Below are 18,052 nucleotides of genomic sequence, written 5' to 3'. Positions count from 1 at the left end.
ATGAAGAACATGTGGAAAAAATCCGCACTTTTGGTTGCATCGCTTGGTCTATCTGCTTCCGTATTAGCGGCATGCAGCGGCGATTCTGAAGAAGCTGGAAATGCAGAGGAATTCAAAGGCACAATCACAATTTGGGATGGACCAAGATGGCCAGACAAAGATGACAACAAATATCATTGGCTTGAGTCCAAAGTTGCTGAGTATGAAGCAGAGCATGAAGGAATTGACATTGAATTGGTGCAAGTTCCATGGGCTGAAATGGGCGACAAGCTAGGTGTTGCAATCGGTGGAAAGTCTTGGCCGGATATTGCTCCGGTTGACATTAGCGGAAGCTCTGTAAGTATCGATCATATCGAGCAGGGAGTCATCGAACCACTTGATGCATTTTTCTCTGATGAGGAAAAAGGAGACTTCTACGAAAACACATTAGAAGCTTATACGTATGAAGATAAGCTATATGGGATCCCGAACTCCATCACGCTTCACACAATGCTGTTGAACCTTGATCTATTTGAGGAAAAAGGAGTAACTCCTCCTGAAAATGGCAAGTGGACGTATGATGAGTTCCTTGAAGCAGCAAAACAATTGACTTTCGACCGTGACAGCGACGGCAAAACAGATGTATATGGTTTCTCCACTTATGTACTTCCTGGATACTATGAAACTTGGCCATTTTTCTTTAAAAATGGAGGTTCTCCTTTAAATGAAGATATGACTGAATTCACAATGGATGATCCTAAAGTTGTTCAAGCAATTCAAGACCTTGCTGATTTGAAATTGGAACATGAAGTCGCACCTGAAACATTGGGTGGTGCTGACGTAGGTGGTACATTCCAAGCTTGGGCAAACGAAGAACAACGTACTGTTGCAATGCAGCCTTGGGCAACATGGGCAATCGGTGCTGCACAAGGTAAATACCCGACAAATTTCATGGTAGCTGAATATCCAAGCGCAGATTCGGATGCACAAACTATCGGCGGAGTTGGCGGCTGGATTATGTTCCACCAAGAGGATGCAAATAAAAAAGCGGCAATTGCTGACTTCATGAAATATATTTCATCTACTGACGAGCAATTCGTAATGGCGCAAAACTATGGTATTTTCCCTGCGCGTATCAGTGCTTCTGAGAAGGATCCATTCAAAGACAATCCAGAAATGACACGTGCAATGGAAATGTCTGACCAAGTAGTAATGCTTCCACGCCATCCTGAATGGAAGAAGATTGATGAAGCGATCCAATCACAGCTTCAATTAGTCTTTAACGGGGAGAAAACAGCGGAAGAAGCTATGGCGGATGCCAAGAAAGTCGTCGATGAACTATTAAAATAACAGTGTTGAAGCAGGCTCTGCAATACGCAAGCCTGCTTCAATTTTAGGAGGTGTATCATCATGACTCAAATTTCGGAAAAACCGGCTCCATCAGTAGATCTTAAAACTGAGATGGAGAATGGTCTACCGTCTGCTAAACAGTTTGAGAAAAAAACGAGAAAGAAGCGTAGCGTGTTCAATGAAATGAAAAAGAACTACAGCGCATATTTATTCCTTCTTCCAAAACTCATTCTGTTTTCATTGTTTATCGCTTTCCCGGTTGTATGGGCATTTGTACTTTCATTCCAGGAATATTACGTATTAGCTGGAAGTAAATTTGTCGGGTTGGAAAATTACATCAAGGTATTTGAAAGTGAAGCGTTTTGGGTTGCGATCAAGAATACATTGCTATTCACTGTGGTAACAGTACCGTTTTCAGTCATTAGTGCATTAGTCATCGCATCGATGATTTTCGGTTTAGGAAAGCTGTCACAAAGCTTTTTTCGCTCAGCCTTTTACTTGCCAACTGTGACATCAATGGTCATCATCGCAATGGTTTGGCGCTGGATGTATAATTATGATTTCGGATTGTTCAATTACATTTTAGGCTGGTTTGGCGTTGAGCAAATCAATTGGCTAGGACAGTCTGCAACCGCACTTTGGGCATTAATTATTATGTCCTGTCTTATACCTTTCGGTGCGGGTATTATTATGTACTTGGCTTCAATGGGTTCAATTTCGCAATCATTATATGAAGCTGCAAGAATTGATGGGGCAAATAGCTTTAAGCAATGGTTTCATATTACGATTCCACTTTTAAAACCGACAACATTATATTTGGTTCTTCTTAGCACAATCGGATCTTTTCAAGTGTTCACCCAAATTATCATGATGACAGGCGGTGGACCAGGAAATGCAACCGAAACGTTAGTACATCTCATCTATAAGACTGGATTTCGGGACTTTGAATATGGATTAGCAGCGGCACAGTCAGTCGTCCTATTTATTATTATCTTATTCTTCTCTGTTATCCAGTTCCGTGTTCTACGACATGATGATTGATAGGAGGGGACAACTTGAAAAGGAAAAATCTAAATAAAATGAACAAGACTATTACCTATTTATTGCTGACGATTTTTGCTATAGTTTCGTTGCTCCCGCTCTATTGGGTATTTTCAACTTCACTACAATTAAGCAGCTATCAGTCTAAGGACATGGAGCGCCCAGTTTCCTATATAAATGCAAATCCTCCGAAAATGTATCCAATGGGGATTCCGCTTTATTTTGAACACTGGTCTGAAGCGAGGGAAGCAGCAAAAGCTGATGATTCGGAGCTTGAACAATATCACAGAAATATGATGGATTCCATTGTAGATGACACATTTGCAAGTTTTAAATCATTATTCACAAAACATGACATAGGCAACTGGTTTTTTAATAGCTTCTACATATCGGTTGTCGTAACGGTAGGGATTTTACTCTTCGATTCGATGGCAGGCTATGTGCTGGCCAAAAAGAAGTTCCCGGGAAGGAATCTAATATTTTGGATCATCATTTCTACTATGATGATTCCTGGTCAGGTAACACTTGTACCAATGTTTATCATGGTTGGTAATCTTAACTTGATGGATACGCACTGGGCGTTAATATTGCCTGACTTGGCAATGGTGTTTGGTGTATTCCTAATGCGGCAATTTATGTACTCAATACCTGATGAATTGCTTGAAGCGGCTAAAATGGATGGGGCCAGTGAGTGGAAAACATTCTGGACGGTTGTTCTCCCCCTTGCAAAACCTGGTCTTGCAACTCTTGGTATTTTCACATTCATGAACGTGTGGAATTCATTCCTATGGCCAATTATTGTTTTGAATAGCGCAGATCTATACACATTACCTGTAGGGTTGAAAACTTTGCAAGATGCAAACTTGGCTAGCTTTAAACTCCTTATGAGCGGTGCTGCAATTACAGCAATACCAATGATTATCGTGTTCATTCTATTCCAACGTTACTTCGTAAAAGGATTAACACTTGGAGGAGTGAAGGAATAATGGTCCGAGTAAGGTTGGGAATTGACCTTTTCATGGAAAGGTATTCAGGAATTATAAAGGGCAAAAGGGTTGGATTGTTGACCAACCAGACAGGCGCTGATTCCCGTCTACAATCATCGATCAGATTGTTCCATCGGCATCCCGATATTCAACTGACTGCACTTTACGCACCTGAACATGGATTAAAAACGTATACAAAAGAAGGGGAAAAATTCTCTAATACAATTCATGTAGAAACGGGACTTCCAGTCTTTAGTTTATATGGACAGACGAAAAAGCCAACTAAGGAAATGTTGGAACCAGTAGATGTTGTTGTATTCGATATTCAGGATATTGGCTCTCGATACTATACTTATATCTACTCAATGCTCTATATGATGGAAGCTTGTAAAGAGAACAGTAAGGCTATGATCGTCCTGGACCGTCCAAATCCAATCGGCGGGACTGAAGTGGAAGGAAATCTTATACAGCCTGATTATAAGTCGTTTGTCGGTTTGTACACCTTGCCAGCAAGGCATGGGATGACTGTAGGAGAACTGGCCGCTTACTTTAACAATAGTGTAGGCTGTCAATTAACCATTATCAAAATGGAAGGCTGGGAACGGCAAATGCTACTATCCGAGACTGGTGTTTCTTGGATTGCACCATCACCAAATACGACTAGTCTTGATATGATGCTTCTCTATCCAGGTACTTGCTTGTTGGAAGGTACAAATCTTTCCGAAGGCAGGGGAACGACACAACCTTTTGAAGTATTCGGCGCGCCATTTATTAATGGGGTCCGGCTTCAAGATGAAGTGAATGCTCTAAATCTCTATGGAGTTGTTGCTCGGGATGTTTCTTTTAAACCAACGTACTCAAAATTTCAGGATACGGTATGTGAGGGAATTCAACTTCATGTAACAGACCGGCATTTTTTTAGGCCGCTTGAGACCTTTGTTCATGTATTAAATACCGTTTTTCGGATTTACGGAGAACAGCTATCATTTATGGAATATGAACACCTGAAACATCCGATGTTCGACCTTTTGGCAGGAAATAACCTATTAAGAACTGCGTTGACAGGAGGAAATATAGAAGATTATTTAGAGGATTGTCTCAAAGGCAGCGAACAATTCCTTAATGATCGACATCCTTATTTACTTTATAGATAGGAGGGCGGAACAATGGAAAATTTATCTTTTTTAACAACTGAAGAAAGTAACTGCAAAACTGAAAACCTGGATGAAATGTCAGTTATAGAAATTTTGAATATCATGAATGAGGAAGATCAAACCATAGCAAATGCTGTCCGCCAAGTGATTTCTCAAATTGGCGAGGTGGTTGAAAAAGTTGTGCAAGCATTTCAAAACGGAGGAAGGCTCATTTATATCGGCGCCGGAACAAGCGGAAGAATCGGGGTCTTGGATGCAGTCGAATGTCCCCCGACATTCAGTACATCACCTGAGCAGGTTCAAGCAGTGTTAGCTGGCGGGGAAAGTGCCATGTTTACAGCAGTAGAAGGAGCCGAAGACGATATCGAGTTGGGTGCAGGCGACCTAAAGAAAATAGGCATCACTTCAAATGATGTAGTAATAGGAATTGCTGCAAGCGGAAGGACTCCTTATGTGAAAGGTGCACTGAAATATGCGGGTTCATGTGGGGCTGTGACAGTTAGTTTGTCCAGTAATACGGATTCTGAAATCAGCGAGGACGCTGATATAGAAATCGAGGTTGTGACAGGTCCTGAGATATTGACCGGTTCTACCCGTCTTCGTGCTGCAACAGCACACAAAATGATCCTGAATATGATTTCAACTGCATCTATGGTAAAAACTGGAAAAGTGTACCATAACTTCATGATTGATTTGAATGCAAGCAATTTAAAACTGCGTGAGCGTGCCAAAAAAATCGTTTGTACAGTGACTAGTGTAGAATATGAGGAAGCAGAGAAGGTATTAATGCAAACAGACTTTAATGTTAAACTAGCAATCGTGATGATTTTAACAAATACTAACCGGAATGAAGCGGAAGCATTAATCGATCAATCTGGGGGCTTTGTTAATTCCGCAGTCAAATTAGCTGAAAGCAATAAGGGGTGAGGGTTAATGTATCGGATCTTTCGTTCGGGAGATGAAAAGGGAATCGTGAGGTTATGGAACGAAGTGTTGAAGTTCGATCCAATAAATGCTGATAGATTTCGCAACCAGGTCCTATTAGATGCCAATTTTGACCCAGAAGGTCTTATTGTTGCGGAGGAGAATGCTGAAATCATCGGTACTATTTTAGCTATTTCAAGAAAGCTTCCGATGAACGGTATAGAACTCGAGAAGGACACGGCTTGGATTTCCTTCTTCTTTGTTAAACCTGAATTTGAGCGTGAAGGAATTGGAGCAGGTCTTATGGAAAGGGCTTGTCAATATGCACGGGAAGTAGGTGCAGAGAAGATTCTCTTCTCTTCTTATGCTCCAAATTACTTCGTTCCAGGTATTGATGAGGAACATTATCCAAAAGGTTATTCTTTTCTCCAGAAAGAAGGATTCAGTAGAATATATTCACCAGTTGCGATGTATCGTCCATTAACAGACTATGTTTGTCCTGAAGAGATAACGGTCCTAAAGAAAATGCGGGAATCAGAAGGGTATACGTTTGGAACGGTACAGGACGGAGATTTTTTCGAATTGATTAGATTTGCTAACACAGCATTCAACCCTGACTGGGGGAGAGCGATTAGGGAAGGTGTTCTGCAAGGTTTAGATCCTTCACAAATATTTGTAGCTAAATGGAATGGAAAGATAGTCGGCTTTGCTCTATACGGTGGCTATGAAGGTATACGTGAACGTTTCGGTCCATTTGGTGTAGACGGCAGTGAGCAAGGAAAAGGGTTAGGAAAGATTCTTCTGCACGATACATTATTCAGCATGAGGGCAAGAACTCTTCATGGAGCATGGTTCCTCTGGACTAGTGAAACTAGTTCTGCGGGGCACCTTTACCTCAAGAACGGATTTAAGACTTTTAGGAAGTTCCATGTTATGTTAAAGGCATTATAAAAAGTGATAGTGAAGGGTTGATTTTATGGCGATATCAAGTGGTGGTATCATTTTGCTCAATGAGATGCGGGAGCAGATTCCGCCTTCTGAACAGAAAATAGCGGATTATATATTAGCCAATCCGGAGAAAGTTGTAACAATGACTGTTTCCGAGTTGGGTGATGTTAGCCAAACAAGTGGTGCTGCCGTAATAAGGCTATGCAAATCCTTGAAGCTAAAAGGCTTTCAGGAATTGAAGCTTAGAATCATTGGGGATCTTGGGAGAAAAGTGGAGTTCACGAATCGTGATATCAAGCCTAATGAACCAGTATCAATGACAATTCATAAGGTAACAGACCTTGCGGTAAAGACGCTACTTGAAACAGCTGAGTTGTTGGACTCAGTACAGTTGGAAGCAGCGGTTGACGCCATCGTTAATGCCAAGAATGTTCATTTCTTTGGGGTTGGGGCATCTGGCATATCCGCTATTGATGCCCAACAGAAGTTATTACGTATTAATAAGCCATCAACGGCTAGCACCGATTTGCATATGGGAGCTACTATCGTTGCCAATGCAGGGAAAGATGAAGTTGTCTTTGGTATTTCCTTCTCCGGAGCAACATTTGAAGTAGAAAAAATTATTGAAATGGCTAATGAAAAAGGAGCCACTACCATTAGTTTAACGAAATATGGCCAAACTCCGATATCTGAGTTGGCGAAAATCCATCTACATACATCTCCTGCAAGGGAGGCGAATTTTCGAAGCGGTGCAACATCCTCAAGGCTTGCTCAATTACATGTCATGGATATTTTGTTTATGTCAGTCGCATCCAGACAATATGAAACTACTGTACAGTATTTGGATTCCACTAGGGAAGCAATTGAGGAAATACAAAATCAGACGTTCCGTAAAAAGAGGAAGTGAAGTCTACAAGATATATAGACTTCAGATTGAAGACAAAAGGTAATTAGCTAATTGTCTCGTTCATTTTTTGATTTTTTGTCGTCATTTTTTCTATCAGGTAGATTTTGTTGGTTTTGAGAAGTGTCCCCTCGACTCCTGCGGGAGAGTAGCGAGGGCACTGAACAAAGTCCTCATTGAGATTTCATAACAGTATGTGAACGATAAGTTGTTCACATACTCGATTTTTATTTTGGACCTGTTATTTCCGTTCCAGGCGGACGCATTCCGCCGGCATGGCTTCAGCCGCTTCCCTTGCTCCTGCGCAAGCTCGTCGCAAAAAAACCGATGCTCCTGCGCAAGCTCGTCGCAAAAATTAATTTCGCTACGCTCAGTCCCGCAGTGCAGCAAGGAGGCTAAGGCAACGCCCGCGGAAAGGGAGCCGTTTCAACGATTTTCTTATTTATCGGACGATATTATTTAGTAAAGTTAGATTCAATAGACTTTTTCAGTGCCCTCAGTGTAGCGACCAAGCGGCTCGGCTCTCCCCCGCTGAAAGCAAGCGGTAAGCTTCAGTAAACCTGATCTATCCTATATAAAAATAAATGTCTACATTCTGAAGGACTAAGTTGAGATTTCTGTCTTATTGAAATACCTATTGGTGGAGTGTCTTAACAAGTCTAGTTATTTCATCTAAGTTTTTTCCGCTAATATTATCAACAACAGTGTAAGGAATTTCATTAATTACATAAAATGTTCTCTCTTCTACTTTTGTTTTAAATTTAAGCTTATTTTTATCAAGGTTGATTAAATTACTTTTTAACTGAGCTACATCATTTGAATCGAATTGAATCAGAAAGGGTTCAATAGCGGGATAATAATGACCAAGCTCGGAATTTTCTTTTAAGAAAATCATATATTTCTCACTGTTTGCTGGTTTTATATAGAGCGGATCTTTGTTTTCTACTTCTTTTGTAAAGATGTTCTTAGCTTCTTCAACAATTACTCCAGTTTCATCAACCACTTCATCACTTTCCTCAATTGAGATGATTTCAGAATATCTATGATTTATTAATATTTCTTTTTCTACAGGTTTTCCTTTTAAAGTTTCATTTACTTGGAAATTAAACAAATGTCCCTCTACATTTTCATGTTGTTCAAATGGGGCCATATTCCATTTAGAGTCTAAACCTTTATATTCACCTATAACAATGACATCTGATTCCTGGACCATTTCACTTAATTCATTTGTTACTTTAAACGTCTTATGTAAAACTAACGTTTTAGGTTCCAAATTATTTTTTGATATGAACCAAAAGGTAATACCTATAATAAGTAACAAAATAAATAATAATAAGTAAAAATATGTTCTCCTAGTTTTAGGTTTAGACATCATTATCTTTCCTCCTTTCCTTTTATTAAATGATTTAGGTTCTACATAATGAGAAGTATGTTGATAACACTGATTGTCAGATGATACGTTCCTCTATAAACTATTTAGACAGTTGTTTAGTTGAAAAAGTTACAATAATTTTCTGATTACTATAGTTTCTGAGATATGTATAGTTGCTCTAAACAAAAGCAAAAGGGCGTTTCTACTAGAGGTTTTTTTCTTTAGATTTTTCAAGTATGATAAACATATTAGAATATTGTGAAAGAAGGAGAGCGTAATGATGATCTTAGTTTTGGCTGCATTAATGATAGAAAAAGTAGGGATTATCGTTATTGTTGCATTCTTACTTTCTCAAATAAAATCATTTCGACAGGTTATTCACAATGAACACAATTGGAGCGAAAAAGTAATTCTTATTTTGATATTTGGTGCGTTCGGATTGATTAGTAATTATACAGGGATTGAAATGGAGCGAGGAACTATTGTAAATAGTGGCTGGCTTGTAGGAATTGACCCGGATAATGCGATAGCAAACACCAGAGTAATGGGAGTTGTAATTGGGGGAATATTAGGTGGGCCGGTTGTTGGGCTAGGTGCTGGTCTTATTGCGGGTATCCACAGGTATTCACTTGGGGGTTTTACGGCGATAGCATGTTCATTGGCAGTTGTTTTAGCTGGAATTTGTTCTGGGTATTTTTCTAGAAAACAATTAAAGCGTGATAAGAAAATTACACCAATCTATGCTGCTAAGTTAGGAATGACATTAGAAGCTGTACAAATGATTATCATTTTGGCTTTGGCAAAACCATTTGAAGAAGCATGGGCTCTCGTGCAAGTCATTGGGATCCCGATGATTGTAGTTAACGGATTAGGAATGTTTTTATTCATGTATATTATACAGTCAATCGTACGAGATGAAGAGCGTGCTCGAGCAAATCAAACGAGCCAAGCATTTTATATTGCAGATCAAACCTTGCCTTTCTTTCGACAAGGTTTAAATACAAACTCTTGTAAAGAGATTGCAGAAATTATGTTGCGTCTGACGGATGCCGATGCGGTAGCGATGACAGATGAACATCGAGTGTTGGCGCATGTTGGAGCAGAAGCAGATCACCATATTCCAAAGAGAGGCCTAACGACTGGTTTAACAAAAAAAGTGTTAGAAACCGGCAGAATAGCAATCGCCAAATCAAAGGAAGAAATTTTTTGTTCCCATAGTGATTGTTCGTTAGAAGCAGCAATCGTTTTACCTTTAAAAATACAAAACAAAACTGCAGGAACTTTAAAAATGTATTATATTAAGCCGAGAAAGTTAGATGATGTTCAACAGCAGCTAGCAGAGGGTCTTGCCAATTTATTTTCTACTCAATTTGAGCTAGCAGAAGCTGAAAGACAAACAAAACTATTAAAGGATGCAGAAATAAAAGCATTACAAGCGCAAATTCATCCGCATTTTCTGTTCAATAGTCTGAATTCCATTTCTATCTTATGCCGCACAGATGCACAAAAAGCTAGAAAGCTATTGTTGGAGTTAAGTTCATTTCTACGTGGTAATATTCAGGGAGCTAAGCAAATGCTTATTTCTTTAGAAAAGGAAATAGAGAATGTGAAGTCATACTTATCCCTTGAACAAACGCGTTTTCCAGACAAATACGAGATAGAATTTGAAATAGAAAACAGTTTAGAAGAAATACTGATTCCTCCGTTTACGTTACAACCGCTAGTAGAGAACGCCATCAATTATGCATTCACAAGCATAGTAGGTATAGGAAAAATAAAAATCCAAATTTACTCCTTAAATAACAACCTGCGAATTGTTGTATCAGATAACGGAAAAGGCATTCCGATTAACAAGATAGAATTATTAGGTAAACAAACGATGGTTTCTAAAAAGGGCACTGGTACAGCGATTTTTAATATAAGTAAGAGACTATCTGGAATTTATAATGGCCAAGCAAAGTTAGAAATAACTAGTGAATTAAATAGGGGCACATCTATATTGATTTCTATTCCACTCGATAGTAAAGGAGTTTTACATCAAAATGTTGAAGGCGTATATAGTTGAAGATGAACCATTGGCAAGGGAGGAATTAAAATATCTTCTCACCGAAAGTAAACAAATTGAAGTTATTGGTGAAGCAGATAGTCTTATAAATGCTGTGAAGGATATATCCAAGCAACATCCAGATTTGGTATTTTTAGATATAGATTTAGAGGAAGATAACGGATTAGACTTAGCTAAGCAATTGATTCAGCTTAAACCGGCCCCTGCCATTGTGTTTGCGACCGCTTACGATGAGTATGCCTTACAAGCGTTTGAATTAAATGCACTTGATTATATTTTAAAACCATTTGATGAGGAGCGTATCCGAAAAACACTGGAAAAGATAATTCATGTAGGGAAAATCGGAAGTGAGGAACGGCGATTCGTTTCTTCTGCTAAGAATGTTAATTCGGGAAAAATTGCTGTTTTAGTAGAGGAAAGAATTGTTTTGCTTGAAAATGACTCCATCATTTATTTGGAATCTTTTGAAGGCAAATGCAAGGTCAAAACGATGAGTGATGAATATATTGTTAGTGATTCACTAACTGTGTTAGAGAAAAAATTAAGCAATACACAATTTATGCGCGTCCATCGGAGCTTTATAGTGAACATGGATCATATTATTGAAATTCATCCATGGTTTAATTCTACTTATAATGTAATATTTAAAGATCAATCGAAAGTTCCTGTTAGTCGAACATACGTAAAAGATTTTAAAATGTATGTTGGTTTTTAAATAAGTTAAATTGTATTTCGTTTCCCCATTTTTGCAGTTCATCCTTGAAATTTTGTAACTCAACTAGAATATGAATTTATCAATCTTAATTTTAGTATGATTACTATACACAACAGGGATGGGGGTAAAAGAAAAATGAATGCGGTTACAATTGTAATTGGCTCTATTTGTATATTATTAATTGCTTATCGTTTATATGGTACATTCATGGCTGCAAAAGTTTTGAAACTAGATGATTCAAAACCCACTCCAGCTCATGAACTGGAAGATGGTAAAGATTATGTACCCACGAACAAATGGGTTACGTTTGGTCACCATTTTGCGGCGATTGCTGCGGCGGGACCATTAGTTGGACCAATATTAGCAGCACAGTTTGGTTATTTACCTGGCTTACTTTGGCTACTAATAGGGGCGGTAATCGGGGGAGCGGTTCATGACATGGTTGTGCTATTCGCATCCATGCGTCAAGAGGGAAAATCTCTATCTGAAATAGCGAAAAAAGAGCTCGGTCCAGTGGCAGGCTTCTGTGCTGGGTTGGCGATGCTATTCATTATTACGATTACGATGGCAGGTCTTTCTTTAGTAGTATTAAGCGCATTAGAGAGAAACCCATGGGGAACTTTTGCTGTAGGAATTACAATTCCTATTGCAATGGGAGTTGGGTTGTACCATAAGAAAACAGGAAATTTAAAAGCTGCTACAATCGTCGGATTTGGACTTATTATGGCTGCTATTCTTTGGGGACCTAATATTCAAGGGACAGCATTAGGTGATTTCTTAACATTAGAAAAGAGTACAATCGCTATAGCATTACCTATTTATGCGTTTTTTGCTGCGGCGTTACCAGTTTGGTTATTGCTAGCACCTCGTGATTATTTAAGTACTTTTATGAAAATTGGTGTATTCGTAGCTTTAATCATTGGGGTTTTCTATGTAAATCCAGCAGTTCAATTCCCTGCTTTAACAGAATTCATTAATGGTGGAGGTCCGATTATCGCGGGACCGGTTTGGCCATTCGTTTCCATCACCATTGCTTGTGGAGCCATATCAGGATTCCATGCATTCGTTGGTTCAGGGACAACTCCAAAGATGATCAATCGTTGGAGTGATATTAAAGGGGTAGCTTTTGGTGCAATGCTTGTGGAATGTTTAGTTGCAATCATGGCATTAATTGCTGCTGTATCATTAATGCCAGGAGACTATTTTGCAATAAATTCCACACCGGAGAAATTTGCGACATTAGGGATGGAAACAGTTCATTTAGATAAGCTAAGTGATGAGATTGGAATGGATTTAGAAGGAAGAACAGGAGGGGCTGTTACTCTTGCTGTAGGAATGACGTATATCTTTACGGAGATTCCGATTTTCGAAAAAATGGCTTCCTATTTTTATCAGTTTGTTATTCTATTTGAAGCTGTCTTTATCCTAACTGCAATTGACTCGGGAACACGAGTTGCTCGTTATCTCATCCAAGATTTCGGTGGAACATTCTTTAAACCGTTAAAACGAACTAATTCAATAGGTGCAACTATTTTCGCAAGTGCGTTAGCTTGCTTTATGTGGGGATATTTACTGTATTCCGGAGATATTAGCTCCGTTTGGGCATTGTTTGGGGTATCAAACCAGTTAATGGCTTCGATAGGATTGATCATTGGTGCAACGATAGTATTGAAGATTGCACAAAAACGAAGCTATATGCTTACTTGCTTGATTCCTCTATCTTATCTGTATGTAACAGTTAATGTAGCTGGCTACTGGATGGTGAAAAATGTTTATTGGAATGCAGAAAGCCCAGGCTATAACATTTTAAATGGGACTCTTTCCGTAATCATGTTAGTTCTTGGTCTAGTAATTCTTGTGACCTCCATTCGTAAGTGGTTACAGCTTTGGAAAATTCCGCAGCATGAACTAGTAGAGCGTGCTGCAAAAGGAACCATATAAGTTAACCTTTAATACCTTCCAACATACTAAATGTTGGAAGGTATTTTATTTTTTACGCTTAAATATTATATTTGAATATTTTAATAATTATTTCTATTAAATTTAAAACATAGGTGTACGAAGGGATTAAGGTGTTTTTCCTAAAAATACATTTGTATTTTAAGTCAATTCTTATTATTCTATGATAAGAAAGATTATTCAGCTTTCTATAAACTTTATAAAACCGTATGTATATTTCGGTTTATGTCTGCCGAATAAATTAGTTGTAAATTTTGCATCTGGGGGGAGCTAACATGTCCAATAATGAATTGAAGAGAGGACTTGAGGCACGTCATATTCAAATGATTGCTTTAGGGGGTACAATTGGCGTTGGTCTATTTATGGGTTCTGCTAGTACGATTAAATGGACAGGCCCATCTGTATTACTTGCATATGCTATATGTGGGATTTTTATATATTTTATTATGCGTGCAATGGGAGAAATGCTTTATGTAGAGCCAAGTACAGGTTCATTTGCGACATTTGGCCATAAGTATATTCATCCGTTAGCAGGCTATATCACAGCGTGGAGTAACTGGTTTCAATGGGTAATTGTTGGGATGGCAGAAATTATTGCAGTTGGGACATATATGCAATATTGGTTTCCGGATCTACCTGCTTGGATTCCTGGGCTCATTGCAATGGCGATTCTTGGTGCTGCAAACTTGATTTCTGTTAAATCTTTTGGTGAAATTGAATTCTGGTTTGCGATGATTAAAATCGTGACAATCGTATTGATGATTATTGCAGGGTTAGGTCTTATTTTCTTTGGATTTGGTAATGGAGGAGACGCAATCGGGTTATCAAACCTTTGGGAAAATGGTGGTTTCTTTGCAGGCGGTTGGACAGGATTCTTCTTTGCACTGTCGCTTGTTATTGCAGCGTATCAAGGAGTGGAACTAATCGGGATAACAGCCGGAGAAGCGAAAAATCCACAAAAAACATTAACAAAAGCGATTAATAGTATTATTTGGCGTATATTAATTTTCTATATTGGTGCGATTTTTGTTATCGTTACGGTTTATCCTTGGGATCAACTGGATTCACTTGGAAGTCCGTTTGTTGCTACTTTTGCGAAGGTAGGAATTACAGCGGCAGCTGGAATTATTAACTTTGTCGTCATCACGGCTGCAATGTCAGGTTGTAATAGTGGTATTTACAGCGCAGGACGTATGCTTTATACATTAGGAATCAATGGACAAGCACCAAAATTCTTTGCGAAAATATCTCATAATGGTGTGCCTTTATTCGGTACGGTCGGTGTTTTAGTAGGTTTAGCGGTTGGGGTTATTTTAAGCTATATTGCACCAGCCAATTTGTTCGTATATGTATACAGCGCAAGTGTGTTACCAGGTATGGTACCATGGTTTGTTATTCTTATTAGTCAAATTAGATTTAGAAAAGCTAAGGAGGGAGAACTTAAAAATCACCCTTTTAAAATGCCTTTTGCACCTGTCACAAACTACTTAACCATTGCATTTTTAATTATGGTATTAGTAGGTATGTGGTTTAACGATGAAACACGTATTTCTCTTATTGTAGGGATCATTTTCTTAGCGATAGTTGTAGCAAGCTTCTACATCTTTAAAATTGGTAAACGTATGCCTATAGACAAATAATTAAATAAAAAATATTCTGCCGTTTGATGCTCAAGCATCGAACGGTTTTTTCGAAAGATAAGAAATACATGAAAGTCTCTAATTAATACTATGAAGAAGGGTATTATCATCATGTTGAATCTATTTTTATCAACAGGATACCCGAACAAATAGCAAGCATTCTTCCAATATGAATAAGATGGCATCTATTCTCTAATTAGTTTTCAAAAGTTGTAGGAAGGCGACGGATAGACGACTGCCACAGGATTACCGATACAGAAGGGAGGGTCGTGAAGCTATTCACGACCCTCCCTTCTAAAAATTCACACGGTAATGATGTAGCCAAAGTCTGTTCAAAGCTCTCTGGAAACGTTCAAAACCAGGTATTTATTTTCAGGATGCGCCTGCGCTTTTATTGTATTGTATATTACTTATTTTTAGCGTACAATATATCGAATTGATAGAATTTTTTAATTTATTTCGTCAGTCGTTAAGGAGGTGGATGTGATATTGAAGCGTATACATTATAGCTGGTTTGTGTTAACTATCGCTTTTTTCTCGATAATTGTAGCGGGAATTGTTCGATCATCTTCGGGGGTATTTATTGTACCTTTTGAAAATGAGTTTGGATGGGATAGGTCCATTATTTCTTTAGCTTTTGCAGTTGGTCTTTTTCTATATGGACTATCTGGCCCATTCATGGCAGCATTGATTGAAGTACTAGGATTAAAAAAGATGATGGTTTATGCGATGTCCACACTACTTGTAGGTCTCATGCTCACCTATTTTATGGACCGAGCCTGGCAGCTCATTCTCATTTGGGGAATCATCATAGGATTAGGATCTAGTGTGTTTTTAACAGTATTGAGTACATACGTTGCGAATCGTTGGTTTGAGAAAAGAAGAGGACTTGCAGTAGGGATTTTAACAGCGAGCACCGCAACAGGACAGTTAGTATTACTTCCTGTTCTAGCCATTCTTGTAGAAAATTATTCATGGCGCACTGCAATTGGTTTAATACTAGTCCTTAGCTCTATCATGCTAGTAGTTATTCTTTTATTTATGAGAAACTCCCCGAAGGAAATTGGCATTTTACCTTATGGACTAGAAAAAGAGTTTCCAGAGTCTAATGCTGTGAAAAAGAAAAATCCAGTTGCCATGGCGTTCGAATCATTACTCGAAGCTATAAAAGTAAAGGAATTTTGGTTGTTAGCAGGAAGCTTTTTTATATGCGGGCTTTCTACAAGTGGTCTAATTGGAACCCATTTTATATCCTATTGCATAAGTTATGGAATTCCGGTCGTTGCAGCCGCTTCCATGCTTTCTTTTATGGGGGTATTTGATTTAGTCGGTACGACAATATCTGGTTGGTTATCCGATCGTTTTGATAATCGATGGTTGTTGTTTTGGTATTATATTTTAAGAGGAGCTTCTCTCGTTTTGCTTCCATTTGCACTCCAAGAAGGCTCACTTTCGTTATTAATCTTATTCTCTATATTTTACGGATTGGATTGGATTGCGACAGTACCGCCAACAATTAGCATTTCAAGACAAATCTTTGGAATTGAGAGAAGTGGTATTATTTATGGATGGATTTTTGCCGCTCATCAAGCTGGAGCTGCAGTAGCTGCATACGGTGGGGGTTATATGTATAAAGTATTTGACTCATACACATGGGCATTCTTACTTGCAGGAATCTTTTGTGTTATGGCTAGTTTGTTTGTCATTTTAATAAAAAAACAAAAATCAAGTATAGTAGTTTAATAGATGAATTACATTTTTTATCTTTTGACGTGTTGACCCATCCTGGAGACTCCTGTAGGATGGGTCATACTTTTTTATCTATTCATATAAAGTATCATCAATGGATCCATTCTCTTGATAGATTTCAAGGACTCCATTATGGTCATTAACATATGGCTTTGCTTTTTCCAACAGTTTTTCCTTCGTTTCTTCCACGAAAATTGCCCGTTCTCCACCTGATTTCATAAGTGTCCACTCATCTTTTCTTGCTTTTACTTCATACGTTGGACGGTCTGTATCATCACCATTAATCGCTTTTCGTGCTTGTGCGGTTGCTATGGCGATTGCTCGACCTTCATCATACTTGTCTCGTAACAAAGCATTGGCAATTTCTATAGCTTTCTCTCTTACATCAGGGTCTAAATTCTTCATTGAGTCTGGATAATCCTTTTTGTCCCATGGCATTGCTATCGCCTCCTTAGCTTGCATTTTCCCCGATTTCTACTAAACCAAACGCACGGATTCGAATCGGAATTTTTGGATAAACTATACTTATTGAGAAGTACTTTGCGTGGGATGGAGGATTGTATACAAGTGGGTGAGCATAAAAGTTCGAAGGTACATTTATTTCTACTCATAGTTGTTTCTGGTTTTTTCATTTGGTCAGTAATTAAGCCTGCAACCTATTTGGATTGGCTAGCGGAAGTTAGTCCTAGTGTAGTTGTAATAATCATTCTTTTAGCGACATATAAAAAGTTTCGCTTTACAACTCTCTCTTATTTCATCATTGCAATATTATCTATTTTGACATTTATAGGAGGCCACTATACTTACTCAGAGGTACCATTTTTTAATTGGATTAAAGAAGAATTTAATTTGAAGAGAAATAATTATGATCGATTTGGTCATTTGCTTAAGGGAATGATAGTTATAGTAATTAGAGAATTATTGCTCCGCAAAACGGCTTTGACGAAAGGAGTTTGGTTGTTTGGAATTACTATGAGTATATCACTTGCCATTGCTGCTTTATATGAAATCATTGAATGGATGAGCACCAAAATTTCCAAAGGAGGAAAAGTTTCTAAAGACTTTTTAGGAATGCAAGGAGATAAATGGGATGCCCAATGGGATATGTTTTTAGCTTTAGTTGGTTCTCTCCTGGCATATATTATTCTTTCAAGGTTGCATGACAAATTATTAAAAAAATAAAGAAAAATTCATAATTTATGCATGATGAAAAAAGGTTAAATTAAGATGAATTTGTCGAAAACACAATAAATAGAGTAACTCCTT

Annotated in this window: 15 protein-coding genes; 13 read left to right on the top strand and 2 right to left on the bottom strand. The window is 38.3% G+C overall.

Translation table 11 applies throughout. The annotated features are described in order from the left end of the window. Genes AM499_RS14380 through AM499_RS14350 form a run of 7 tightly spaced genes read left to right on the top strand, consistent with a single transcriptional unit; the run spans nucleotide 1 to nucleotide 7,289 of the window. Nucleotides 1-1,329 carry an extracellular solute-binding protein gene (locus AM499_RS14380; RefSeq protein ID WP_053590861.1) on the top strand — a complete coding sequence of 443 codons (1,329 nt, stop codon included), beginning with the start codon at nucleotides 1-3 and terminating at the stop codon, nucleotides 1,327-1,329. 60 nt (nucleotides 1,330-1,389) lie between these two features. After that, nucleotides 1,390-2,370, top strand: a complete 981-nt coding sequence (locus AM499_RS14375) for a carbohydrate ABC transporter permease (RefSeq protein WP_331457251.1) — start codon at nucleotides 1,390-1,392, stop codon at nucleotides 2,368-2,370. A 14-nt stretch (nucleotides 2,371-2,384) separates the two neighbouring features. Continuing rightward, nucleotides 2,385-3,356 (top strand): carbohydrate ABC transporter permease, encoded by a 972-nt coding sequence (locus AM499_RS14370; RefSeq protein ID WP_231687469.1) that lies wholly within the window; start codon nucleotides 2,385-2,387, stop codon nucleotides 3,354-3,356. Next, on the top strand, nucleotides 3,356-4,510 hold the full coding sequence (locus tag AM499_RS14365; RefSeq protein WP_053590860.1) for an exo-beta-N-acetylmuramidase NamZ family protein: 1,155 nt from the start codon (nucleotides 3,356-3,358) through the stop codon (nucleotides 4,508-4,510). The genes AM499_RS14370 and AM499_RS14365 overlap by 1 nt, the downstream gene beginning before the upstream one ends. A gap of 12 nt (nucleotides 4,511-4,522) precedes the next feature. Continuing rightward, nucleotides 4,523-5,437, top strand: coding sequence for an N-acetylmuramic acid 6-phosphate etherase (gene murQ, locus AM499_RS14360; RefSeq protein ID WP_053590859.1), 915 nt, complete (start codon nucleotides 4,523-4,525; stop codon nucleotides 5,435-5,437). A gap of 6 nt (nucleotides 5,438-5,443) precedes the next feature. Further along, nucleotides 5,444-6,385, top strand: coding sequence for a GNAT family N-acetyltransferase (locus AM499_RS14355; protein ID WP_053590858.1), 942 nt, complete (start codon nucleotides 5,444-5,446; stop codon nucleotides 6,383-6,385). A gap of 31 nt (nucleotides 6,386-6,416) precedes the next feature. Then, nucleotides 6,417-7,289 carry a MurR/RpiR family transcriptional regulator gene (locus AM499_RS14350; protein ID WP_442853797.1) on the top strand — a complete coding sequence of 291 codons (873 nt, stop codon included), beginning with the start codon at nucleotides 6,417-6,419 and terminating at the stop codon, nucleotides 7,287-7,289. 631 nt (nucleotides 7,290-7,920) lie between these two features. On the opposite strand, the gene AM499_RS14345 is transcribed toward AM499_RS14350, so the two are convergent. Then, nucleotides 7,921-8,658, bottom strand: a complete 738-nt coding sequence (locus AM499_RS14345) for a hypothetical protein (RefSeq protein WP_053592225.1) — start codon at nucleotides 8,656-8,658, stop codon at nucleotides 7,921-7,923. A gap of 283 nt (nucleotides 8,659-8,941) precedes the next feature. Here AM499_RS14345 and AM499_RS14340 point away from each other — a divergent pair, with 283 nt between their 5' ends. The 5 genes from AM499_RS14340 (at nucleotide 8,942) to AM499_RS14320 (ending at nucleotide 16,780) form a co-directional block, all read left to right on the top strand. After that, nucleotides 8,942-10,723, top strand: coding sequence for a sensor histidine kinase (locus tag AM499_RS14340; protein WP_053592224.1), 1,782 nt, complete (start codon nucleotides 8,942-8,944; stop codon nucleotides 10,721-10,723). After that, the gene (locus AM499_RS14335) at nucleotides 10,701-11,438 is read left to right on the top strand and encodes a LytR/AlgR family response regulator transcription factor (protein WP_053590856.1); all 738 of its coding nucleotides are present in this window, start codon (nucleotides 10,701-10,703) and stop codon (nucleotides 11,436-11,438) included. The genes AM499_RS14340 and AM499_RS14335 overlap by 23 nt, the downstream gene beginning before the upstream one ends. 135 nt (nucleotides 11,439-11,573) lie before the next feature. After that, the gene (cstA, locus tag AM499_RS14330; RefSeq protein ID WP_053590855.1) at nucleotides 11,574-13,379 is read left to right on the top strand and encodes a carbon starvation protein CstA; all 1,806 of its coding nucleotides are present in this window, start codon (nucleotides 11,574-11,576) and stop codon (nucleotides 13,377-13,379) included. A 293-nt stretch (nucleotides 13,380-13,672) separates the two neighbouring features. After that, nucleotides 13,673-15,037 (top strand): amino acid permease, encoded by a 1,365-nt coding sequence (locus AM499_RS14325; protein ID WP_053590854.1) that lies wholly within the window; start codon nucleotides 13,673-13,675, stop codon nucleotides 15,035-15,037. A gap of 489 nt (nucleotides 15,038-15,526) precedes the next feature. Continuing rightward, the gene (locus AM499_RS14320; protein ID WP_053592223.1) at nucleotides 15,527-16,780 is read left to right on the top strand and encodes an MFS transporter; all 1,254 of its coding nucleotides are present in this window, start codon (nucleotides 15,527-15,529) and stop codon (nucleotides 16,778-16,780) included. Between the two features lie 78 nt (nucleotides 16,781-16,858). Here the strand turns inward: AM499_RS14320 and AM499_RS14315 are convergent, their stop codons facing one another. Next, entirely contained in the window at nucleotides 16,859-17,224 is a 366-nt protein-coding gene (locus tag AM499_RS14315; protein WP_053590853.1) for a DUF2188 domain-containing protein, read from the bottom strand. Nucleotides 17,225-17,353: 129 nt separating this feature from the next. On the opposite strand from AM499_RS14315, the gene AM499_RS14310 reads away from it, so the two are divergent. Continuing rightward, nucleotides 17,354-17,968, top strand: a complete 615-nt coding sequence (locus tag AM499_RS14310; RefSeq protein ID WP_231687468.1) for a DUF2238 domain-containing protein — start codon at nucleotides 17,354-17,356, stop codon at nucleotides 17,966-17,968. The last annotated feature ends 84 nt before the right edge of the window (nucleotides 17,969-18,052 follow it).

It is taken from the genome of Bacillus sp. FJAT-22090 (assembly GCF_001278755.1).
In the GTDB taxonomy this organism is placed as follows: Bacteria; Bacillota; Bacilli; order Bacillales_A; family Planococcaceae; genus Psychrobacillus.
Note: the sequence above shows the minus strand (reverse complement) of the source record. Positions and strands in the feature narration are given on the sequence as shown.